This window comes from Pseudovibrio sp. M1P-2-3 (genome assembly GCF_031501865.1).
In the GTDB taxonomy this organism is placed as follows: domain Bacteria; phylum Pseudomonadota; class Alphaproteobacteria; order Rhizobiales; family Stappiaceae; genus Pseudovibrio; species Pseudovibrio corallicola.
This window is the reverse complement of sequence record NZ_JARRCW010000002.1, coordinates 1-21,351: the sequence shown is the minus strand read 5'-3', so window position 1 is coordinate 21,351 and position 21,351 is coordinate 1. Positions and strand designations below refer to the sequence as shown.

Here is a 21,351-nt window from a genome sequence, read left to right as displayed (position 1 = left end):
GGATTTATCCTAATACTCTAATTAACATCATCAGCTGCGTCATTACCGATAACAACGACTTTATTCCCCTCAAAAACAGTCATCGTTATCGCAGGACGAGCATTGCCCATAGCAGTAATTAGTGCTGTAGATGCTTCATCAAAATTTCCAACGTAGGTTGCGCTCGCCGATACTGGGTATGAGTAGCTGCTATCCCATACAAGCTTCCAACCACTCTTAGACGCCCATTCATCTAGAGTTGTTCGTAAACCTAGTCCGTTTATAATGTGGAACTTCTTCAAGTCCCCTTGAATTTCCTCGACAAGCGGCAGGTCATCGCCTTTGGAAAGGCCATCAACACCGGCATACGGCATCCAACCTCGCCGCCAATGTCCAGATGTCTCAGTTACTTGAGCTTGGTGATATGGTGTCATTAAAAAACCAGCCCCACCAATAACTTTCCTTGACTTACCTTCAGATTCTGAAGATGTATTTGTCCTTCTCATGGTCTGACTACTACGAGATGAAGAGGGAAAGGCATATGGAGATGCAGAGTTTGTGTCTGTACGAACTACGCTGCTCGACATATTCGAAACATTGTCACCACTTGCAGATATTTTAGCAGGAACAACAAGCAAGCGATTTCTCTCGTAGTGAACAGCATAACCATGCTTTATGATCGCTTTATTTAACGCAACTTTCCAACTACTTGCAGATGACCATGATACTAAAGCTTGGTTGTCAACTCCATCTGCATAGTCAATTCTCCACCCAGCCGGAACTAGTTTTGACATTGCCATTGAGAGCGGAATATCTTTCCCAAAACCATCGTATGCTGCAGCAGCTGTGCTCAGGAAAGCAATAGAACCTGAGACTACTATTTTAGTTATCTTTTGACTAAACGACATCATCTGCAATACAACCCTTTACCACCCGCGCAGGCCTACCATATCTAACCACATCACTGGCATATTTATCTATTCATAAAGTGAATAAGGTATATTATCCTTTTATGCAACAGACGGACTCACCCCATTAGGATGCTAAATTAATAGTGATCGATACCCTTTACTGAAAAGCGGTATTCGTCTATTTTTTATCTATATTTTCGTGAAGATGGAAGATATAAAATAGATTTCATCCATCTGTTTAAGGATAAATGTGAAAGAACCGTTCTTTATGTTGGATCTTGATAAATTATTAGATGGGTTATCTAAATCTCAAATCGACTTATTTCAGGCTTTCTTACAGGAAACAGTCGAAAATCAACAATACACCCTAATTCACGAGGCCAATGGACGTGTCCTACAGCGAATAGAAAAAATGTCGGATGGGATACAAGTTCCAATTGCACTTTCCAGGCATTCCTGTGATGCCACCCTAGAAAGTATCATCTTATCGGAGGAAACTCGAAGTGAAGTTAGAAGATTTGCAGAAGAGTATAATTCACGAGATAAGTTAAGTGAATTTGGTATCAAACCAAGAAATACTCTACTGTTTATTGGTCCACCCGGTAACGGAAAAACTCAAATAACGAAAGCTCTGGCAAATCTTTTGGATCTGCCACTATACTTTGTCAGATATGAAGCACTGGCTAGTGAAAATGAAACCGAAAATCTAGATAAAATCGGTGAAATCTTCAACTATGTTTCCGAAAGAAATTGTATACTATTTTTTGATGAGATTGATGCTATCGGCCAATCACGTGAAGGGCGATCTGATACAAAAGTTGTAACAACGTTGCTAACACTTTTCGATAAAGTCCCACCAAATGTGATTATAGCTGCGGCAACAAACTTCCATGGCGACCTTGATAGTGCCTTGAGAAGGCGTTTAAAGGTTAGGATACGCCTACCTGCCCCTAATTATGACAACTATACGCAGTACTTAAAGGAAGCTTTGCCACGTTACGGTATTTCTATTCCAGAAACTGTGAATCTGCGAATGGTCGCTATTATGCTTCAGGTTGAAAACTATGCTGATGCGGAAGAATTCGTACTATCTGTTTCGCGCGCAAAATATATGTCCGATGGTAAATATACAGATGAATTCTATCTTAATAAAGCGCTTGAAGCCTGGCCTAAAACTAGAGCAAGCATGGCCTAATTATTGAGTACTCTATAATGAAAATAGTAGACATCCTAATTTTAGGTAGCGGACCTGCAGCCACTATGGCCGCAATCGGCGCCTTACAAGAAAATCCAGATATCAATGTCGCCCTCTTGTCACAAGAAACATCAGCCGCTCATCGTATTGGCGAAGCATTGCTAACTGGAACCATATATACCTTGCAAGAAGCAGGGGTCTTAGATGCGGTTTTGAAGCAGAACTTTCACCCTAAGATAGGGGCTGCATATGTATGGGGTGAGAGCAGGATACCATGGTATGTCGATTACCCTTGTGACAATTCTTTAAATTATCCTAATGAGTTAAAAGTGGATGAAGGTAGACTAGCCCTTCATGTCCCCCGTCACCAATTTGACAGGATATTGCTTGAAGAAGCATTTAGGGCCGGGGCATCCCTCATCGAGGGAAAAGCGAAACACGCTGCCATACGCGGTCAATTTGGGGATGCATATATCCAAAGTATAACAACTGGAACTGGGTTAAAAATCAAAGCGAAACACTATATTGACTGTACTGGACAATCAGCATTCTTATCAAAGCGGCTATCAATACGTAAAAAAATTTCAGCGCCAAAAGTTGCAAAATATTTCTACTCAAATTCAATATGCTGGGACACAGCCATGAGTAATGGCTTCTCACCCTACCGTACAAATATTATAAGCTCAGATTATGGCTGGATGTGGTTTATACATCTTGGAGCAGCCGGGGGGGAGTTAACAAGTGTCGGTTTCGTCGGCGCCCCCGGAGATATGAAATCACTCACACCGAGATGCACGAAAATATTCGATAAGACACTAGCTCTTTTTGGAAGCCCCCTAAATGGGATGAGAACTTATGATAATCGTCCTCTAGACGAATTTTATAAGCATCCAGATTATGCATATGCCTCTGAAGAATTACACGGAAAGAATTGGAGTTTATCTGGAGATGCTGCTTTGTTTCTCGATCCAATTTTAAGTCAAGGTGTAACACTTGCGTGTCACTATGGTTTAATGCGGGGCAGGGCGGCCTCTCGGGCAATAGAGGGGGACGTAAGTGCGAACTTTAACGTCACTCTAAATTACAAAAAGGAAGCGGCAATGTTACATAAAGTTGTCTCTTCATGGTATAAGCACAATAAAAGTGTCACTGACTGGAAACTTGATTGTGAAACATCCTCAAAACAATTAGGTGGACCAAGTAACGATTGTGATAGAGCATTCCAGTGGATCACAAACCTTGAAAATCTTTCCCAAGATTATTCTCCTTACCCCAATTCACAACAAATTAAGATAAATTCAAACTTAGGCCTTTTAGAAGATGGCAGCTGATTATAGTTAGGCAATTTTATGCTCCAAGATCGGGCATAAGCCCAAATAGGATCGTTTGAGATAGACATTCATTGCACATGCTAGTTTTTTATCACCAGTGTAATAGGGAATAACTTCTCTTTCTAAAGCCATAAACTTGAATGAGTTCAAACTCACCCATTGAGTACTCCCAGAATTGTAGGATAAATGCCTAGAAAAAACCAAACAGAGGAAGAGAGCTATATCGGCCGGTATATTGGTTCTCGTATACGTATCAGACGTACACAGATAAAATTATCTCAGCCCCAGTTAGGCAAACTTATTGGTATCTCACATCAACAAGTCCAAAAGTATGAACATGGCATTGACCGGATATCCTCTGACCGATTATTTAAAATCAGCTTCCATTTGAATGTGGAAGTATCATATTTTTTTATGGGTATTTCCCAACTTGATGGAGTTGAAATATATTCAAAAACCAAGGAAAGCGAGCTTTTAGCAATCAGTGGTGCCTTTGAATTACTCAACAACTTTAAAAAATGCAGTAGTGATGTACAAAAAAGCATATTATCCTTAACCAAGGAGCTTTCAAAAGTAAGTCAAGATTCATAGCATTTTTCGTCATCTAGGACGGAATATAAAACACCTCTACAGTCCGTCCACGGTTATCTATGAAGTCCTACCAGCAGAAATTTGGTCAACATATATATACTCTATCATCGCGCAGTAGGATAACCATAGAGGGTTGAATACGCCAGATGCTTGGCGCGCTTTGAAAGGATTAGGCAGGTGGGATAATGGGCGGGCACGCCGTTGGCGTCGAGCACCATCGGCAGACGCTCACCATCGGAGCGAACAAGGATGTGGACTGTCCAAAGATACCGCTCTCGAGTAACCATCAGATAAGAGCTCCCGTATGAATTTCTTGACAGGGTCGCTCATTCCAACAAGTGCAGCAATTCTGGAAGGTTACGGGTCTAAAATACCGTTCTTCCATATAAAAGTCGGATAATCTTTTTTATGGAACTTAAAATGGCGCTGATATATTTTCTCCCACATAATTTGTTCTTTTTCCTCTAGAACCTCTCTCCATTATAGGAGGCATCCCTTTATTTTCCCGCCAGACAACGATACGTTGATTCTACCTCCTCTCAGGACCATACAGCTAGAACATATACAGCACACACGGAGTCGGTCCCTCCGTTGTGGTAGTTAACCTTCCAAATTCGTCTCACAAGATTCCTTGTGGTGCACGTAACAACCATAAATGATGTTGTGTTATACCAGTTCTCATTAGTTAGAACCCATCCTACCGTATACCCGTGCCCCTTTAATGTTCAGCAGCCGTGATAGCTTTTCAAGCGTTGTGTCAGTTTAGAACAAAAAACACTGAAAGTAATCAAAATTCATGATAATAGTGTTTATGTATATCAATATTCACATTCTGTAATGGGTTTTCACGCGTGCCATGCCCCAGACCTTCTTTTCACAGCCAGTCAATATTTTTCACGAAAGCAGGCTTCCAGAACCTGCTCTGCCCGTGGGGTATGCCGCTTTGATCAAAGCTTTTGAGCTAGAGGTTCCACTGCCGTTCACTCTATCAGCCATTGGCGCGCGGCACAAAATATATGAAGAGAATGGTTGGCGAATATACACTCCACGCCATGAGCCTGCTGCAACCCTTGAAGGGCATCTCGTTTTTGCGCTGAAATATGAAGGGTTGGATTTAGCGCTCTTAAAAAAGCTGTTCCATGCGTTACCGACTGGAGAAATAGAAGAGCTGATCAGAGCGAAGCCAACCAGTCGCTATATGCGCCGCATTTGGTTTTTATACGAATGGCTACTTGATGAGCAGCTCAATCTTCCCGACGCTAAAGCTGGAACCTATGCCGATATCGTAGATACGAAATTGCAATGGGGGGCGCGCGGTTCCACATCAACGCGCCACCGCGTCAGAAACAACCTGACCGGTTCAAACAAATATTGCCCGCTCATTCGCCGTACGGAAAAGCTGGAGCACTATGTGGCTGCAAAGCTTGATGAACAAGCGCAAGACGTTGTTGGGAAATTGTCCGCAGGTGTTCTCGCTAGAACTGCAGCTTTCCTACTCTTGAAAGACTCAAAATCAAGCTACGCCATTGAAGGTGAGGCCCCGCCCCATAACCGCATCCAGCGATGGGGGAAAGCCATAGGAGAGGCAGGAAAACACCCACTTGATATGGATGAATTTTTGCGCTTACAGCACATCGTTATTGGGAAAGAGCGCTTCATCAAACTTGGATTACGCCATGAAGGCGGCTTCGTGGGGGAGCATGAACCCGAAACGCGCCTGCCACTGCCAGAGCATATTAGCGCCAAGCATGACGATTTACCTGGGCTGATGGAAGGGCTGATCGAGTTTGATAACAAGTATGCAGGTGCTCTTGACCCTGTCTTGGCTGCTGCGTCACTGGCCTTTGGTTTTGTCTATATCCACCCCTTCGAAGACGGGAATGGCCGTATTCATCGCTACCTCATCCATCACGTTCTGACAACGCGAGGCTTTAATCCGCCTGGCATTGTGTTTCCAGTTTCTTCCGCAATTCTGGAGCGGATTGATGACTATCGCAAGGTGTTGGAGATATACTCTCAAAGACTGTTGCCGTTCATTGAGTGGAAACCAAGCATTGGCATGAATGTAGAGGTCATCAACGACACTGCTGATTTCTATCGCTTTTTCGACGCAACCTCACACGCCGAGTTCCTCTATAACTGCGTTCAGCAAACAATAGAAAAAGACCTGCCAGAGCAGGCCGCATTCCTCGAAAACTACGACTTTTTCAAAACCAAAATTGAAGCGGTGGTCGAAATGCCCGCATCTATGATCGACTTGCTCTTTAACTTCTTGAAGCAAAATGCGGGCAAACTATCAAAACGCGCTATGGAAAGGGAGTTTCAGGGGCTGACGGCTGAAGAAATTCATCAGGTTGAGGCAGTTTACCGTGAAAGCTTTGCGCGAATTTAGTTAATCTGCGATTTGGGTTCTAAATATTAGTGCAGCAAGCAATACAGACAGAGCAGCAATGTAACATTGCCCAGCTAAATCCTTACGCCATGTGGAAGCTATTATCTTGCAACCAAGCCGCCGAGTTGCGTGTTTGGCAGGCCCACACCGTCCCATACGGCACATCTTGTGGAACGGCAGTTGTGAGCGCTGGGGTTTATGGTCTGGACCGGAACACATAATATAATGGTATGCTGACGAAACCGTTCTGAAATTGGAGTTATCGTGGGGCACCATGAAACCATCGCAGGTCTTATCTGAATTTGTCCACCAAGCTATCAATAAGGGTCTATCCAACGAACAGATACGCATGTGTTTGTTAGATAATAAGTGGTCCCGAGGAGAAGTAGACGCAGCCTTGAACAGCTGGGCACGGTGTGAACTAAGTGGCGCCGTACCGAGACCCCAGCAATCAACTGCTGCATGGGAAGCACTGTTCTATTCAATTTTGTTTACCGCATTTGGTATGGTGATCATCAATACCTTGATAATGCTTCTGGGGCAAATTACGCTCTGGATCCCTGATCCAACCACACCTCATTCGTATGGTAGTCTTAAGGGGCAGCGTTGGTCCATGGCCGCCTCAATTGTCTTCACGCCCCTATTTGTGTGGTTGCATGTTCGAGATATGCGGGTTCATACAGATAACTTTGCTCAAAAACACGGCGAATTTCGCAAATGGTTGACGGCGATTGCCATCTTTGTTGCTTCACTAACGTTGCTGTGTGATGCCATCTACTTAGTGTATCGTTTTTTGGATGGGGATGTCACTGCGCGGTTTATAGCCAAGTCCGCTGCCTTTGCGGTGATCTCAAGCGTTGTCATTTATTACTTCAGACAAGAACGTGCCGCTACCACATCCCGCGCCGGATCACTAGCGAATGTCCTACCGGCAGGCTTAGCAGTCCTCGTGCTGCTGCTCTCGTTTGCAACGATTGGCGGACCTGCCCAAGGCCGCAAAGAATATCTGGACCGTATACGTCTATCAGACTTGCGAACATTGCAGCGTGAGGTTACCCAATGCTTGACCATCAAAGCAGCTGAGCTGCCAGCCAGCCTAGATCCCATGAGCTGTGCAAATAACCCGCAATCCCTCTCAGGCTATGCAGCCGCCATTACATACCACCGCTTGTCATCCAACTGGTTCCAGTTATGCATTAAAGTTTCCGATCCCCTTCGTTTATCTGGCCTATCAGGGACACTCAATGGCAATACCTACTGTGTGAAACAGTCTATCAAAAAGGCCAAACAGTAGTACAGGTAGGCATACACATTATGACTGTGCAATACATCTACCATGAGGTGGCTGATGGCGCGGACTATGAATGATGCTGTCAAGTTCAACATAGTCTGCCCATTCCGTATATGAACTGACCATCATTACATACTATACTTGTTGAGTCTCGATTCTGGATTGAGGTATGTAATTGATAGGCATTAGATTCAATGTCACAAATTCGGGCAATTGGAATTAAGAATTTCAGATCAATCAAAAAATTCAAGTGGTACCCAAGTCCCGGCTTACACTGCTTGATTGGATGTGGAGATTCGGGAAAAACAACAATTTTGGATGCTATCGACCTATGTCTGGGCGCCAGACGTTCTTATAGCTTTTCAGATGTTGACTTCCATAATCTGGAGACTCACAAACCTATAATTATTAGGATTGCTCTTGGAGATTTAGATGAGCAACTTATGACATTCGATATTTATGGAGACTTTTTACAAGCCTACGATCATATAAATCATAAGGTACTCCAAGAACCAGAAGCTGGTTTAGAGGCCTGTTTAGCAATCCAACTAAAGGTTGAAAGTGACCTTGAACCGCAATGGTCCTTGGTATCACGGCGCGCAGAAGAAAAAGGGATTCAACGTTTTCTACGTTGGGATGATCGACAACGAATATCACCATTGAGACTAGGTACCCATCCAGATTGGCACATGAGTTGGCGTAAGGGCTCAATTTTCCAAAAACTAACTGAGGAAAGTCCTGATCTTACTGCAGCCCTATCCAGCTCTGCGAGAAAAGCACGCGAGGATTTCGGTAGTACAGCAAATGCTCAACTCACCGACACTTTGAATACTGTAGATGAAACAGCAGAATCTCTTGGAATAGAAATTGGTGACGGTGTATCCGCGCTGCTTGATGCCAATGCGGTCAGCTTTGGGGCGGGAGCAGTTGCCCTTCATGGAGCGAGAAGTGTTCCCCTCACCTCACTTGGAACAGGCTCGAAAACGCTTCTCATATCAGGACTTGCTCTAAAAGCTTCCCATAGCTCTAGTATAACACTGATAGATGAAGTTGAGACCGGCCTGGAACCTCATCGTATCCGGCGCCTTTTAAGTGATTTAGGGTCAAAGGATCAAAATAGTAAACTTCAGACTTTTACGACATCCCACTCTCCGGTTGTCCTGCGTGAACTGACTTATAGTCAGCTTACCATTGTTAGAAAAAACAGTTCAAGTGGCGAGCTAACCGTTATAGAGCCATTGGAAACATCCCAAGCCATCCTACGAACAGCTCCTGAGGCCTTTTTGGCCAAAAGCATCGTGATTTGTGAAGGTAAATCAGAAATCGGTTTCATACGGGGCATAGGACACGGACGAAATAAATCACATGAAATTCTTGGAGTTAGTCTGGTCGATGCGGGTGGAACTTCTGGGATACTTCCCAAGGCAAATGAATTCTTACGTTTGGGCTTCCGGACCGCTATCTTTATGGACAGTGATCGTGCTCTTGAACAATATGGGGAAGAAAGTTTTCTGAATAACGGTGGCTCCATCTTTAAATGGCCAAACGGATGGGCTCTTGAAGATGCGATCTTCCAAAGTGTAGACGATCTACCTTTAGAAAAGTTGTTGAACTATGCAGTATCAGAAGTTGGAGAGGCAAAAATAAATGATCAAATTAAATCCCAATCCAGTAATTCTTATAACCTTGAGACCATAAGGCACGAGCTTCATGATCAATCTGTTTCACTAGAGACTGTCACCATTCTAGGTAAAACAGCAAAGGCTGGCGCCGGATGGTTTAAGTCAATTGATAGGTACGAATATGTTGCAAATGAAATTATAGCACCCAATTACGCCATGCTTGATGAATCATTCAGGGAAGTTATTGACGCTCTTCTGAAATGGATGGATTGGCAAAATGCTTGAACTCGCAGCATTGGATATTTCCAAGGGATCAATAGTCGCACCAGCTGGCTGTGGTAAAACCCACCTTATTACCGAGTGTCTTAAGATTAGGCATACTGCAAAACCTATTCTCGTGCTCACGCACACAAATGCAGGGGTTGCAGCTTTACGAAGTAGATTGGTTCAACAAGCTGTACCACGAAATAATTACGCATTAGCCACACTCGATGGCTGGGCAATGCGTATTGTAAGTATGTTTCCTGAAAAGAGCGGAATAACATCAAAAACGCTCCAGCTATCCACCCCCAAAAATGATTACCCAGCCATAAAAGCGGCTGCCTTGTCCCTTCTTAAAAAGGAGCACATAAGTGAACTTATTGCCTCAAACTACGAGCACTTGTTTGTCGATGAATACCAAGACTGCTTGGCAACACAGCACGCTATTGTAAATGAGCTGTCTAAGATTTTACCCACTTGCGTGTTTGGCGACCCTCTTCAAAACATATTCGATTTTGGCGATACCCAGATAGATTGGGACCAAACAGTTTTACAAGATTTTCCGCTTCAAACTGAATTATCGACACCCCATCGTTGGATTAATGCCGGCCAGCAGGACTTAGGAGATTGGTTGTTATCAATCAGGTCTAACCTTTTGATGGGGCAGCCCATAGACTTACTTCAAGCTCCATTTGGAGCTACCTGGGTCAATATTTCATCAAGCGCCAACATGCCACCAATACTTGAGGCAACTCATTCTATGCCACATGGCATCACCTCTTCTATAATTATTTGTGATAGCACGAACAAAAGAAGGCAACAAAAAATCGCACGATCAACGATGGGAAGCACTGTTGTTGAAAATGCAGAACTGAGCGATCTCATTGACTTCGTATCTACATATGAATTTTCTTCCAAGACGGCAACAGAGACTTTAATAAGAAAGGCTGGAGATATCCTCCGAAGCGTAGAGGTATCTAAAACAATCAAAAGGTTCACTTCATTAAAGTCCGGTACTGCACGTAAGCCTCCGAATGAGGCTGAGCAGGCAATCCTCACTTTTGATAGGAGTAGAACGCCTAAATACGCTGCTGCAATGTTATCCGCAATTTCAAAACAACCCGGAGTGTCCATCTATCGTGAGGATGTTTTTCGGGGGCTACTCAAGGCATTTAATTCATCGCCCTCTCCAAACGATATTAAAGAACGCGCTATTAAGATACGCGAAGAAAGGCGCTTCTATAGCCGTACCATTGGTAAGCGAGCTGTCGGCAGCACTCTTTTGGTAAAGGGACTGGAAGCCGATCAAGTGGTCATCGTTGATACCCAGTCCTTAAATGCCCAAAATCTCTATGTTGCCCTCACGCGAGGTGCAAAACGTATATTGGTATGCTCTCCTAGTTCCACCTTGCAACCTTCATAGATTTACCTCTTTATTCTTGCAAAAGAAATCTGATACTAGGCAGGGAAAAAGTAAAGATTACGGAGGGGGTATAATTGGATCACAAGTCGGCTCACCACGAACCCGATTATGAACGGCTCAATGAGCTCCTTATGAAGCTCAATAAAAGGGCACTTTACGCAACAGATGCTCTTGAATTTAACCAAATTACTCAAAATTTAGACCTCATCAAAGCACAGTCACTAGAAAAATATTTAGAGAAATTCCAGTTCAATTATAGCTCAGGAATACATTTGGATCTGAGAGATTTCCCATGGCCAGCACATGTTGAGGTTGAGAAAGGTTTTGAAGATATATTCTCAACCCAACCATATATTAAGGCATGGGAGGATGAGAGCATTCTTTATATTGATATGCTGTATGTACCTCCATCTTTACGTGGTACAGGAATTGGAACCCAGCTAGCCAAGTCTACCATGGCGCAAGCCTCATCCCTTATTCAACGTGTTAGGCTCAGAAGTGCTGCACTTGGTAGCGGCCATACCATGCCTTTCTGGAAGTCTCTTGGATTTCAGCCTGCCTATGATGTAACCAGACTGTCTGAAGATATTGATAACGTAGCAGATATCTTAGTAATGGGCCTCAATAACCATCCAACACCGGCCCCAATACCTCTAACCGATGATAGTGAATTTCGAGATATTATAGAACATATTGATGATACTTTGATCTATGAAACTGACCACAAAAATGAGAGTTATCCATCAAAACTCACAGTATGTACAAGGCGATGATAGCCCTATGTGCATTTCAATTACAAACATGTTGTGGGTACTGCAATGAATCCCGATCGGTACTTATTTGATGTTAACTTCAGTATTTAACGATAATTATCCCGAACGGGATTTTTTCTTGAAGATCTCTATTTTTTATCTAATATTGTCCCGAGAGGGACAATTATGAAAATCGAAAACCATGTAGATCTCGGTTCTGCAATCCGGAAAGAACGGAAAGCACAACACTTAACATTAAACCAACTGTCTTCAGTGAGCGGCGTAGGTATCCGATATATCCGCGAACTCGAAACCGGAAAGAGTAGCTGTCAAATAGGACTAGCATTTTTAGTTATGCAGGCACTTGGACTATCGATAGAAGTAAAATCAAGGAGCTCATAAAAGATATGGATCGTGAACTGGATGTTTATTTGATCAATGAAATTATTGGCCGGCTCACGCAAGATGAATTGGCCCGGATGTCCTTCACGTATGATGGGGCTTATTTGAGCAGGCACTCAGCACCCATTTCTTTCTCCATGCCTCTTCGAGAAGAACCGTATCCTGATCACATAGCGTCTCCATTTTTCTCAGGATTACTACCTGATGAACAGGCAAGGCGCCGGCTTGCGCGTACACTCGGTCTTTCAGAGGACAATCAATTTGGACTTTTAGAAGTGGTAGGCGGCGAATGCGCAGGAGCCTTATCTTTGTTGCCATCAGGCTCATCTCCCCCGGATCTCTCATCTTCGGAAGTCGATTTTGTTAGCGAGAAGCGTTTGAACGAACTCCTCCAGCTACTTCGACAAAAACCACTCCTTGGGGGGGAACAGGGGATCAGGATGTCACTTGCAGGCGCGCAAGATAAACTGGCCGTATGTATTGTAGATAATGAGATCGCTCTTCCCAAACAAGGAAGGCCCACAACCCATATTTTAAAGCCCTACATCAAAGGGTTAAGTGGCACCGTAGAAAATGAATTATTTTGTATGGAATTAGCTGCACGGGTCGGCTTAAACGTCCCCTCTGTATCAAAGTCAACAGCCGGAGATATACAATTTTTGCTCATTGAAAGGTACGATCGGCTGAAACAGGTTGACGGGAGCATACAAAAACTCCATCAAGAGGACTTTTGTCAGGCCATGAGTGTACCACCAGCTCTCAAATATGAAGCGGATGGAGGCCCCGGCTTACCCCATTCAATGGATCTAATAAAAAAAGCTTCATGCCGCCCTGCACAAGACATTTTAACATTCAGACAAATGGTGATCTTTAACTATTTGGCCGGAAACTCTGACGCTCATGGCAAAAACTTTGCCTTAATATATGATAAAGATAAACCTCAGTTGGCACCGGTCTATGATGTTATAAGCACCACGATCTATCCTCAATTTACCAGTAATATGGCCATGAGTATGCTGGCACAATATCAGCCCCACAAAATTACCCTGAAACATTGGTTTTCATTGGTACCGGATACTGCTGCAGCAAAGAAGACTTTAATCAAAGAGCTGCAAGCACTTGCAATACAGACATCTACTAAATCCAAGGAACTTCTGGAAGAGTATCAACAAAAAGGTGAGAGGTCCCCTGTGCTACAAACAATTGACAAAAAAATCCAATCTAGATCTCGCAAGATACTCTCATTAATTGAATACCACCAAAAGGAAAATTTGAATTCCACACCTCGCATACCGCGCCGTCCTAGCCCGTGAATAAACAGATAGGTTTCAAGATCTTAAACTTCAAACAACGAGGCAATATTGTATTTCTTTACTGCGGATACGCATTTTGGTCATGACGCCATTATAGAGCATTGCAACCGACCTTTTGCTAACTCTGAAGACCAGACTTCACAGCTTATTGAGCGCTGGAATGCTGTGGTTCGGCCAGGCGATCATGTATTTGTTCTCGGAGATTTTGCATTTAAAGCCCCTCCCGGAAGTCTACACGGAATATTTGAAAGCTTGCATGGATCAAAATCACTTGTTCTCGGCAATCATGACAATCAAGAAGTTAGGTCTCTTCCGTGGACTTCACATGATGCTCGACAACCTGAATTGGCTTTAACCAATCAGCTACGTTTCAAGCATAATAAGCAGACCTACTTCATGTGTCATTATGCTTGGCGTACTTGGCCGGAAGACCACCATGGCTCTATCCACCTTTTTGGCCATTCACATGGCTCCCTACCAGATCATGATCGATCAACGGATGTGGGCGTAGATTGCTGGAACTACTACCCAGTGAGTGTGAACCAGATACGCAGTAAGTTCGCATAACTCTGGAGTTCCCCCCAGTTTCCGGACAATCAAGTATATTACTTAGATTGTTGCGCGGAGACAAGAAATGGGAACCAAAGAAGGTGCGCGACGTTAGTACTGGATGTATTCTCCCCCAAGCGGCTGTTTGAATATTTCCCACGTTCGCAGCGCATCTGTATTTCCTGAAGGGACACAGGTGGACTTTGCCGAGTTTAATGTAGAGTTTACCAGTGAGCCGGGAATACCGCGGAAAGTCTGGTTGTTTTCCTATATTCTGGGGCATTCCCGATTTCTATGGGGACACTACTGTAACAACCAGAGACTGTTCTGCATTGTCATATTGCAGCCTTAAAATGCATGTGGCGGCCAAGTTATCGTATATTACTAAAAAAGTGTGCACTTAAAAACAGTTTTAAGTGCACACAGCATATCACAAAAACATGATGTCAAAGCTTTTAGCATAGGAGACGACAACATGTACCTTTCTAACCTAACTTAGGATGAAGATACAACCTGAAATATCCTAGGAACTCACATTTAATCCTATAATTATTTTAATTAGTCCGGTATTTATGGATAAATTTGGTCTTCAATTGGGCAATCCACATTATGGCATATAAAGAAATTCGTGGCACAACAGGATCGCAGGAAATACGGCAGCAGCATATTACTCGTGATGCTCGGCCTGTTTCCAAAAAAATATTTGACTCTCTTCATAAAAGAGAGGTTGTTGTAACTCTACTCTTTATTCTAGCACTTGTAGGTTTTCTTGTACCCGGTACAGCTGATATTGCCCTCCTCATTGCTCTGAGTCTAGCGTTGTTTGCTAAGTCCAGACCAGAAAAAGTCCCCTTTAAACTACCAATTCAAGCAAACAGGATCGACAAGAACGAAATAAGCCCTAAAGATGGGCGGCCATCAAAAGCCCAAGGTATTTTCTATTTAGGAAATGAGCAGGTAACGGGACTTGAAATCTGGCTTACTAATGATGACTGCCGACAACACTTTCTCGTACTTGGAACAACCGGAGCTGGTAAAACCCAAGTAATGATCAGCTTCGCAAGTAATGCAATCTTATGGGGATCGGGGTTCTTATATTGTGACGGTAAGGGTGATGTTGATCTTTTTGCTAGTATCTATGCCCTGGCTCGCCGAATGGGGCGCGAGGATGATCTACTTCTCCTAAACTATATGACGGGGAACAAAAGTGTTTCAAAGACCCATGGCCGTATAAAAACAAATACAATGAACCCTTTCGCCTCAGGGTCAGCTGAAAACATCATTCAAATGATTATTGGCCTAATGGCAGATGCTGGGTCAGATCCAATGTGGAAGGAAAGGGCAACAACATTAATTGGAACCATCATCAGGCCTCTGGTATGGAAACGCGATCAAGGTCTACTAGAGCTCAACGCAAAAGTAATTAGAAACGCAACCACTTTGAAAGCTCTATACGAGCTAGCCGATGAGACCCTAAATAAAGATTTACCTCAGGATCTTAGAAAAGCACTCAAAGACTATCTACAGGACCTTCCAGGATGGAATGATAAATTAGGACCCAACCAAGACAAAACTGTTCTTGAACAGCATGGCTATCAAGTTATGCAGTTTACAAAGGTGTTCTCCCTCCTAAGTAGTGACTATGGCCATATATTTGGTGCATCAGCTGGCGATATTGATCTAACTGATGTTGTCCTAAATAGACGTCTACTGGTTATCATTCTTCCTGCTCTAGAAAAGGCAACAGACGAACTTGCTGCACTTGGTAAAATCATTATTTCGAACCTGAAGGTAATGATGGGCGCCAACCTTGGAAGTGAAGTAGAGGGGTCTTGGCAAACAATTGTAGAAGACCGAGCCACCAACTCAGCTTCTCCTTTTCTCATCAACTTTGACGAAGTGGGCTATTATACAGTAGATGGAATGAACCTGATCGCAGCACAGGCTAGAGGCTTGGGATTCATGGTTGTTTACGGTGCCCAAGATGTCACCGCAATGAAATCATTAAATGACAAAATTGCAGGTTCCATCCTTGCTAACACCAACACCCAGATTATAATGAAAACTGGTGATGAAGACACCGTTGATATGGCTGTTGCAGCAGGTGGTAAAGCCCACCGAGCACAAGGTACTAACTTAAAAAGATCAACCTCAGGCTTGACCGGCGGCTATACCGATCCCGGCGATGCAGGACTCACAGAGGTTAATAGAGTAGACAACCTCGATCTGCGTGGCCAAAATACAGGTGAAGCTACCGTTATTAACGGGGATACGGTCATACGTTCCCGGCTGTTCTACGCAGGACCAGAGCACACAGTAGACAAGAAAAAGCTGTACCTGCGCACAAACTTTTTGATCCCTGTTTCGACACCAGATCCTGAAGTTCTTGAATCTGAGGAAGTCTTACCGAAGATAATAAACCGTGTCACTAATAAGAAATTCACGGAACTCATCTCGAAAAATGCCGTGGCTACCGCAAAGAATCCCAACCCCCAAACAGATATGGGTCTGTTGACTGTTTCCCTACAAAAGCTTCGGTCGTGTAAAGACAGTAAACGTAGACCCATTGAAACTAGCTGCGCTGCATTGAGCCTCTTCTCAGGAGGGGGGGCCACAGAGACTGAAAAACTTGCACTAGCAGTGAAGGCTGTCAATTCTCAAAGTGCTCCTAAAGCTGCAATAGAGAAACCAGAATTTGGCGCGGATTTCATTTCTGATATCCCTCATGAAGCATTTATTAATGTGACCGAAAAAAGCGCAATCAATGTTCATGAACAGCCCAATGTCGGGCTACTAAACAAGGTATCTGAGCTTAATTACTCCACTGATGACATGGTAACACCTCAGGACATCGATACACGCCTTATTGGAACAGATAAATACGATCCAGCAAAACCTGATCATGATTTATTGTCCGAGGCAGCTGAAACCACTCAGGACCTATGGGAGAATATTGAGAATGAGCAAGACCAGACGGAAGGTAATTCTGATTCAAAAAGTGGCATGATACTCATGAATTACTTAGATGAATTATTTGACGAAAAGGTCGATCACTAATGCAATTCCTCAAAAAGTTGAAGCTCAAGGGATTTTCATTCTCTTATGGGAGGACACCACGTGCCAGTACCTCGTGAAGTGGGCCTGTTGACCAGCCCGCCATGTTAGGATCTCCCCCACATTAGTCTAGCATCTGACACCTAAGAGTCATGGATTTACAACAAGGCTGCAGGGTAATTTTCTACATAATCTCAACATACTTTAATGTCCCATGGGCATTAAAGTATCAATGTTGCCCTAAGATTTCATCCTCAGTTATAGCCATAAGCATAAGTCCAGATGTATTTGACGAACTTTGAAAAACTGACCATGCCGCGCGCAAACACTCGATCTGTAAGTTCAAGTCATATGTGTCGGCATACTTATATGGAAGTTTTACCTTAGAGTTTTTTGCCTCCAGCAACCTATTAGTCTTTAACCACTTATAAAAACTTGTTCGTTTGTCAGAAACTTCTAGGTAAGCCCAACCAATAGGCCCTGAGATTGATATTTCCTGTTTTTCTTTGTTGTAGGCTGAGATCGCAGTGACACTTATTGGCTTCTCCTGCCACACATCCCCTGCAGTATCTGCTGCCATTACTGCCTTCTCAACCATGGCCTGAAATAGAACAGAACTCATTTGATCTAGAGGGCGTTGTTTTTGTTGACGTAGTTCCAGCTGTTCTTCGATCAACTCCGCTGCCTGACCACGAGTTAATCCGGCTATGTGGCGGCCGGTCAAATTTCTAAGCTTTATACGCTGGCGTGGTGTCGCTGCTAATCTGGAGCGGTCTGATAAACCAACATTGTGGTATTTCCCACGTGATCCAAAACTCATTTAAACGTTCCCATACTTCAACAATTTGACCGCATTTTATCAATTTAGTTTACCATTCATTCACGTAGCCTCCCGCGGCTTCATAACTCAATTGGATATGGCATAGCTCTAAAACATCTCTTATCTACTTGTATAATATATATAATTTTCAAAATATCACTAAAGTCCCTTCTTGGCTCTAATCGCTACAATGTGTTAACACACTTTTAATTTGACACATTGTGACAAGCCGAAACCAGCAATACAAATTTCCGTTAAGCCCAAGACGGTCTACTAATAGTCCTGCACTTTGTGCATGATGGCATGCGTAACTTTATTATAATATATATATCAATAACTTACACTGTTTAATCACTAAAGTCCCTTCAGTGTACTGCCTAGGTTTTTCTATTTTTTATTGAACTCATCCCAATTTCTAATCATCCAAATCATGTTTTTATCAAATTCCTGATCGAGAAAGCTACTTTTTCGGATGAAATTATCACCAAAGTCCCTTTTTTATGGGATCTTAGCCGTAAATTTCATTCAAAAAGGCCTAAACAACTCCTGAGTAGACCAGTAATACCCATTTCATACACCGCTTATCTATCTGATTTATATTAGTTATTTATTAATATATCACTAAAGTCCCTACCCTTCATTCTTCATCGGAAAAACAGCCAAATTCATGGGAAATTCATCATTTACATCACTAAAGTCCCCTTTCGATGGAGTTTTTATGACTTTTCTGATTTCGGGTATTCACTAAAGTCCCTTCTGGGAACCCTGCCATAAATCATTAAGGAACTCTCACTAGTGATAATTCGTGTTCAAACTTCCGGCATTTTACGTGAATCTCAATTTGTAAGGGTGCCATATGAATCTCTGTTTCATCACCAAGGGACCTTTTCAGGAAGCCTCCAATCAAGTGTTCATGTAATATCAACGGGATAGGAACTAGGTGTGAATCACCGATATATCTTCGGTATGGTTTCTGGATATCACGAAGGAATTTTAGCCCCCTCACCTTTTCCTGACCAGTATCCACAGTATATTGACACAACTGATGAGATAATCGGGACTTTAGTGATAATTGCACTTATTAACAGACTTAAGTTACGTACTGTTTATAACTATTATCTTTATTTATCAAATGCTTATTGGAGATTTATCCTACACTTGCCCTTATGTTATCAACAGCAGCATTGCCCAAATTTAATAGAAGGGACTTTAGTGATACAAAGGGGACTTTAGTGATAAATATGGCCATTTTGAAGGGACTTTAGTGATATATGGAGGGACTTTAGTGATACATACTAATTAAACAACAAATTTATAATTTTCTAATTTGTTTGCGCGGGCGAGCGCATTTGCTGTCACGGTTGACTCTCGCAAAAGTTTTACTGATTGATAGGACATAGTTTATTTTCACCCAAGGATTGACCCATGGCAAAAAGAGCCAATCCCGTTAAAGACGGTAAGGAAAATATAGTTCAAATCGCAATGAAATTTGGCGATGACTATGCTCAAAAAAAAGCCACAACTCCTTCCGAAAAAAAAGCTCTAGACATAAAACAACAATACGAGCAATCAAAAATTGACGTAGCCCAGACATTATACTCTGGCTTCGGCCTTGTCTCAATATTTCCCCATCGACAACTTAAAAGCATTGATCAAATTTGGGATCGTGAAAGCGCCGGCTTATCAATTATGATTGAGCCAGGGTACTCTCGTGAAGATGGTGAACCCATACAATACGGAGTTCCATATGGGTCCCGAGCAAGATTGATCATGCTTTACCTACAGAGTAAAGCGATCCAAAATGGGCCAGTAATCCAGTTAGGTACATCTATGCAGCAGTGGATGACCCAAATGGGCATCTCAACTGGTGGCAAAAGCAGAGCACAGGTCTTAGAACAGGCAAATCGGATTGCTGCATGCCGTATTAGCCTAAGCTACATACGAGATGATGGCACTGAAAAAATCCAAAGACAAAATATCGTCGAGGAAATGTCTATAAACACAAGGCTTGCCAGTTCAAACCCAACAGCAGTACTTTCTGAATCTTTTTATAATACTCTCATTAATCACCGTCTAAAGGTGGAGGGGAGAGCGATTGCTGCATTGCAAAACTCATCAATCGCAATCGATGTATACACATGGTTATGTTATCGCCTACATCATATCACTGAGGATGTTCCAATAACGTGGCGTGGGATTTATGCCCAGCACGGACACGGTTTTAAATCATTGGCACAATTCAAAGCCAAATTTAAAGATGATTGGCTGCCAAAAGTATTAGCCGTGTATCAAGATGCTCGGGTAGAGGTGGATCCAAGAAACGGAATCATTTTGAAACCATCTCCCCCAGCACTGAAAACAGATAAGCTTTATGCTGTAAAAGCGCCTGCTTTTCAGATTCCAGAAAAGCAGGCTATAGAAACATCTAAACGACAGGTATCACCCCCTTCCCTGATGGGGAGGAGGTGATTTAGATTTTTAGCTCTTTTCAAAAAATCCAGGATGTTGATGTTGATCGCCAAATTGGACCACACGGCGTTTGTATCTACGGTTGAGACGGTCCATGACTGTTGCTAGCCTCTCTCTTTCATTCTGTTTACCTGCTTCTAGTGGCAAGAAGAGCTCCCCTGACCTCTCGGATAACGGCATTATCTCCAATAGTTGCACAGAGACCGCCCCCACCAATGCTGCTTTTCCATGGGAAAGCATTTTGGCCCACAACTCCTCAAAAACTTTTAAGAGTATCAAAGTATCTTGAGTAGCTGGGCAGCTCTGTTGGCCAGACCAACCGCCTCCGGGTAAAAATCTGCATTGAAGCATAACCTTCCTTGTACAATAATGGTCTCTTCGTAAACGAGAAGCAGCTTTTTCAGTGAGCCAGCGGGCAACTAATTTGGCCTGAGCAAACACACGGTATTCAGGAGCTAGTACTTTTGAGTTTCCGTAACTTCCTCTTTTGGTCTCTTGAACCGGTATATCTTCGCCTTGTAATAATCGTACAAACCTTTCCCCTTCGATTGATCTCCATATCAGGCGGGCATGGCGTGGATCCAGCTTATAAAGACTGGGTACGTCAAAGATACCGGCATAATAGAGGCGCTTGCGAACGCCATGAGCAATTCCTGGAAGTGCTTCCAAAGGAATATTCTCCAAACGAGCAGGCATATTATTTTTGTTAAGCCATTGCAGGCCATCTGGCTTTGAAAGCTTACCGGCTATTTTAGCAAGCAGGTGGTTGGGACCTAATCCGATACTGCAGCGTAATTCTGGCCCTATTTTTGTTTTTACCGCCTGTTTGCTCTGGTTGGGGCTGAGTGCAACTTGGAACTCGTCAATTGGGCGTACACGTTCCAATTCAGCTATCTCATCAATAACTTGAGCAATTTTTCTATTTGCACGCGCATATATTTGATGACGTGAGGGACGAAACACAATTGACGGGCAAAGTTGGCGTGCTTGGTACAC

At 43.1% G+C, this 21,351-nt stretch carries 17 protein-coding genes and 1 pseudogene; 14 read left to right on the top strand and 4 right to left on the bottom strand.

What is annotated here, in order from left to right:
• Positions 1 to 17 precede the first annotated feature (17 nt).
• On the bottom strand, positions 18 to 890 hold the full coding sequence (locus tag P6574_RS20630) for a toxin co-regulated pilus biosynthesis Q family protein (RefSeq protein ID WP_310622228.1): 873 nt from the start codon (positions 888 to 890) through the stop codon (positions 18 to 20).
• Between the two features lie 268 nt (positions 891 to 1,158).
• Between P6574_RS20630 and P6574_RS20625 the strand changes: the two genes are divergently transcribed.
• From P6574_RS20625 to P6574_RS20615, 3 genes are all read left to right on the top strand, one after another.
• Positions 1,159 to 2,085: an AAA family ATPase gene (locus tag P6574_RS20625; protein ID WP_310622227.1), complete on the top strand. Its 927-nt coding sequence runs from the start codon at positions 1,159 to 1,161 to the stop codon at positions 2,083 to 2,085.
• 17 nt (positions 2,086 to 2,102) lie between these two features.
• On the top strand, positions 2,103 to 3,416 hold the full coding sequence (locus tag P6574_RS20620) for an NAD(P)/FAD-dependent oxidoreductase (protein ID WP_310622226.1): 1,314 nt from the start codon (positions 2,103 to 2,105) through the stop codon (positions 3,414 to 3,416).
• 186 nt (positions 3,417 to 3,602) lie between these two features.
• Positions 3,603 to 4,007 (top strand): helix-turn-helix domain-containing protein, encoded by a 405-nt coding sequence (locus tag P6574_RS20615; RefSeq protein ID WP_310622225.1) that lies wholly within the window; start codon positions 3,603 to 3,605, stop codon positions 4,005 to 4,007.
• Positions 4,008 to 4,111: 104 nt separating this feature from the next.
• Here the strand turns inward: P6574_RS20615 and P6574_RS20610 are convergent, their stop codons facing one another.
• Positions 4,112 to 4,294: a hypothetical protein gene (locus P6574_RS20610; RefSeq protein ID WP_310622224.1), complete on the bottom strand. Its 183-nt coding sequence runs from the start codon at positions 4,292 to 4,294 to the stop codon at positions 4,112 to 4,114.
• A gap of 569 nt (positions 4,295 to 4,863) precedes the next feature.
• On the opposite strand from P6574_RS20610, the gene P6574_RS20605 reads away from it, so the two are divergent.
• The 10 genes and pseudogenes from P6574_RS20605 (at position 4,864) to P6574_RS20560 (ending at position 17,069) form a co-directional block, all read left to right on the top strand.
• Positions 4,864 to 6,399, top strand: a complete 1,536-nt coding sequence (locus P6574_RS20605) for a Fic family protein (protein ID WP_310622223.1) — start codon at positions 4,864 to 4,866, stop codon at positions 6,397 to 6,399.
• Positions 6,400 to 6,796: 397 nt separating this feature from the next.
• Positions 6,797 to 7,693, top strand: a complete 897-nt coding sequence (locus P6574_RS20600) for a DUF5671 domain-containing protein (RefSeq protein WP_310622222.1) — start codon at positions 6,797 to 6,799, stop codon at positions 7,691 to 7,693.
• Between the two features lie 191 nt (positions 7,694 to 7,884).
• The gene (locus P6574_RS20595) at positions 7,885 to 9,597 is read left to right on the top strand and encodes an ATP-dependent nuclease (protein WP_310622221.1); all 1,713 of its coding nucleotides are present in this window, start codon (positions 7,885 to 7,887) and stop codon (positions 9,595 to 9,597) included.
• Complete coding sequence (locus tag P6574_RS20590) at positions 9,590 to 10,996, top strand: UvrD-helicase domain-containing protein (RefSeq protein WP_310622220.1); 1,407 nt, start codon at positions 9,590 to 9,592, stop codon at positions 10,994 to 10,996. Before P6574_RS20595 ends, P6574_RS20590 begins: the two co-directional genes overlap by 8 nt.
• Positions 10,997 to 11,127: 131 nt before the next feature.
• Positions 11,128 to 11,769, top strand: coding sequence for a GNAT family N-acetyltransferase (locus P6574_RS20585; RefSeq protein ID WP_310622219.1), 642 nt, complete (start codon positions 11,128 to 11,130; stop codon positions 11,767 to 11,769).
• 165 nt (positions 11,770 to 11,934) lie between these two features.
• On the top strand, positions 11,935 to 12,150 hold the full coding sequence (locus P6574_RS20580; RefSeq protein WP_310622218.1) for a helix-turn-helix domain-containing protein: 216 nt from the start codon (positions 11,935 to 11,937) through the stop codon (positions 12,148 to 12,150).
• 5 nt (positions 12,151 to 12,155) lie between these two features.
• A complete protein-coding gene (locus tag P6574_RS20575) occupies positions 12,156 to 13,463 on the top strand; it encodes a type II toxin-antitoxin system HipA family toxin (RefSeq protein WP_310622217.1) in 1,308 nt (435 codons plus the stop codon).
• Between the two features lie 48 nt (positions 13,464 to 13,511).
• A complete protein-coding gene (locus P6574_RS20570; RefSeq protein ID WP_310622216.1) occupies positions 13,512 to 14,030 on the top strand; it encodes a metallophosphoesterase family protein in 519 nt (172 codons plus the stop codon).
• Positions 14,031 to 14,205: 175 nt separating this feature from the next.
• Positions 14,206 to 14,337: pseudogene (locus P6574_RS22195) on the top strand (IS21 family transposase); the annotation flags it as partial.
• 284 nt (positions 14,338 to 14,621) lie between these two features.
• Complete coding sequence (locus P6574_RS20560) at positions 14,622 to 17,069, top strand: TraM recognition domain-containing protein (protein ID WP_310622214.1); 2,448 nt, start codon at positions 14,622 to 14,624, stop codon at positions 17,067 to 17,069.
• A gap of 226 nt (positions 17,070 to 17,295) precedes the next feature.
• On the opposite strand, the gene P6574_RS20555 is transcribed toward P6574_RS20560, so the two are convergent.
• Entirely contained in the window at positions 17,296 to 17,886 is a 591-nt protein-coding gene (locus tag P6574_RS20555; protein WP_310622213.1) for a hypothetical protein, read from the bottom strand.
• Between the two features lie 1,425 nt (positions 17,887 to 19,311).
• Between P6574_RS20555 and P6574_RS20550 the strand changes: the two genes are divergently transcribed.
• Positions 19,312 to 20,355: a replication protein RepA gene (locus tag P6574_RS20550; RefSeq protein WP_310622212.1), complete on the top strand. Its 1,044-nt coding sequence runs from the start codon at positions 19,312 to 19,314 to the stop codon at positions 20,353 to 20,355.
• A 9-nt stretch (positions 20,356 to 20,364) separates the two neighbouring features.
• Here P6574_RS20550 and P6574_RS20545 read toward each other — a convergent pair.
• Positions 20,365 to 21,351, bottom strand: a 987-nt coding sequence (locus tag P6574_RS20545) for a DNA polymerase Y family protein (RefSeq protein WP_455429064.1), incomplete at its 5' end; no start/stop codon positions are given.

Coding starts and splice junctions, on each gene's coding strand:
- P6574_RS20585 (WP_310622219.1), top strand. CDS start 11,128: ATGAAGCTCAATAAAAGGGCACTTTACGCAACAGATGCTCTTGAATTT.
- P6574_RS20550 (WP_310622212.1), top strand. CDS start 19,312: ATGGCAAAAAGAGCCAATCCCGTTAAAGACGGTAAGGAAAATATAGTT.
- P6574_RS20580 (WP_310622218.1), top strand. CDS start 11,935: ATGAAAATCGAAAACCATGTAGATCTCGGTTCTGCAATCCGGAAAGAA.
- P6574_RS20615 (WP_310622225.1), top strand. CDS start 3,603: ATGCCTAGAAAAAACCAAACAGAGGAAGAGAGCTATATCGGCCGGTAT.
- P6574_RS20575 (WP_310622217.1), top strand. CDS start 12,156: ATGGATCGTGAACTGGATGTTTATTTGATCAATGAAATTATTGGCCGG.
- P6574_RS20555 (WP_310622213.1), bottom strand. CDS start 17,886: ATGAGTTTTGGATCACGTGGGAAATACCACAATGTTGGTTTATCAGAC.
- P6574_RS20590 (WP_310622220.1), top strand. CDS start 9,590: ATGCTTGAACTCGCAGCATTGGATATTTCCAAGGGATCAATAGTCGCA.
- P6574_RS20620 (WP_310622226.1), top strand. CDS start 2,103: ATGAAAATAGTAGACATCCTAATTTTAGGTAGCGGACCTGCAGCCACT.
- P6574_RS20560 (WP_310622214.1), top strand. CDS start 14,622: ATGGCATATAAAGAAATTCGTGGCACAACAGGATCGCAGGAAATACGG.
- P6574_RS20625 (WP_310622227.1), top strand. CDS start 1,159: ATGTTGGATCTTGATAAATTATTAGATGGGTTATCTAAATCTCAAATC.
- P6574_RS20595 (WP_310622221.1), top strand. CDS start 7,885: ATGTCACAAATTCGGGCAATTGGAATTAAGAATTTCAGATCAATCAAA.
- P6574_RS20630 (WP_310622228.1), bottom strand. CDS start 890: ATGATGTCGTTTAGTCAAAAGATAACTAAAATAGTAGTCTCAGGTTCT.
- P6574_RS20610 (WP_310622224.1), bottom strand. CDS start 4,294: ATGGTTACTCGAGAGCGGTATCTTTGGACAGTCCACATCCTTGTTCGC.
- P6574_RS20605 (WP_310622223.1), top strand. CDS start 4,864: ATGCCCCAGACCTTCTTTTCACAGCCAGTCAATATTTTTCACGAAAGC.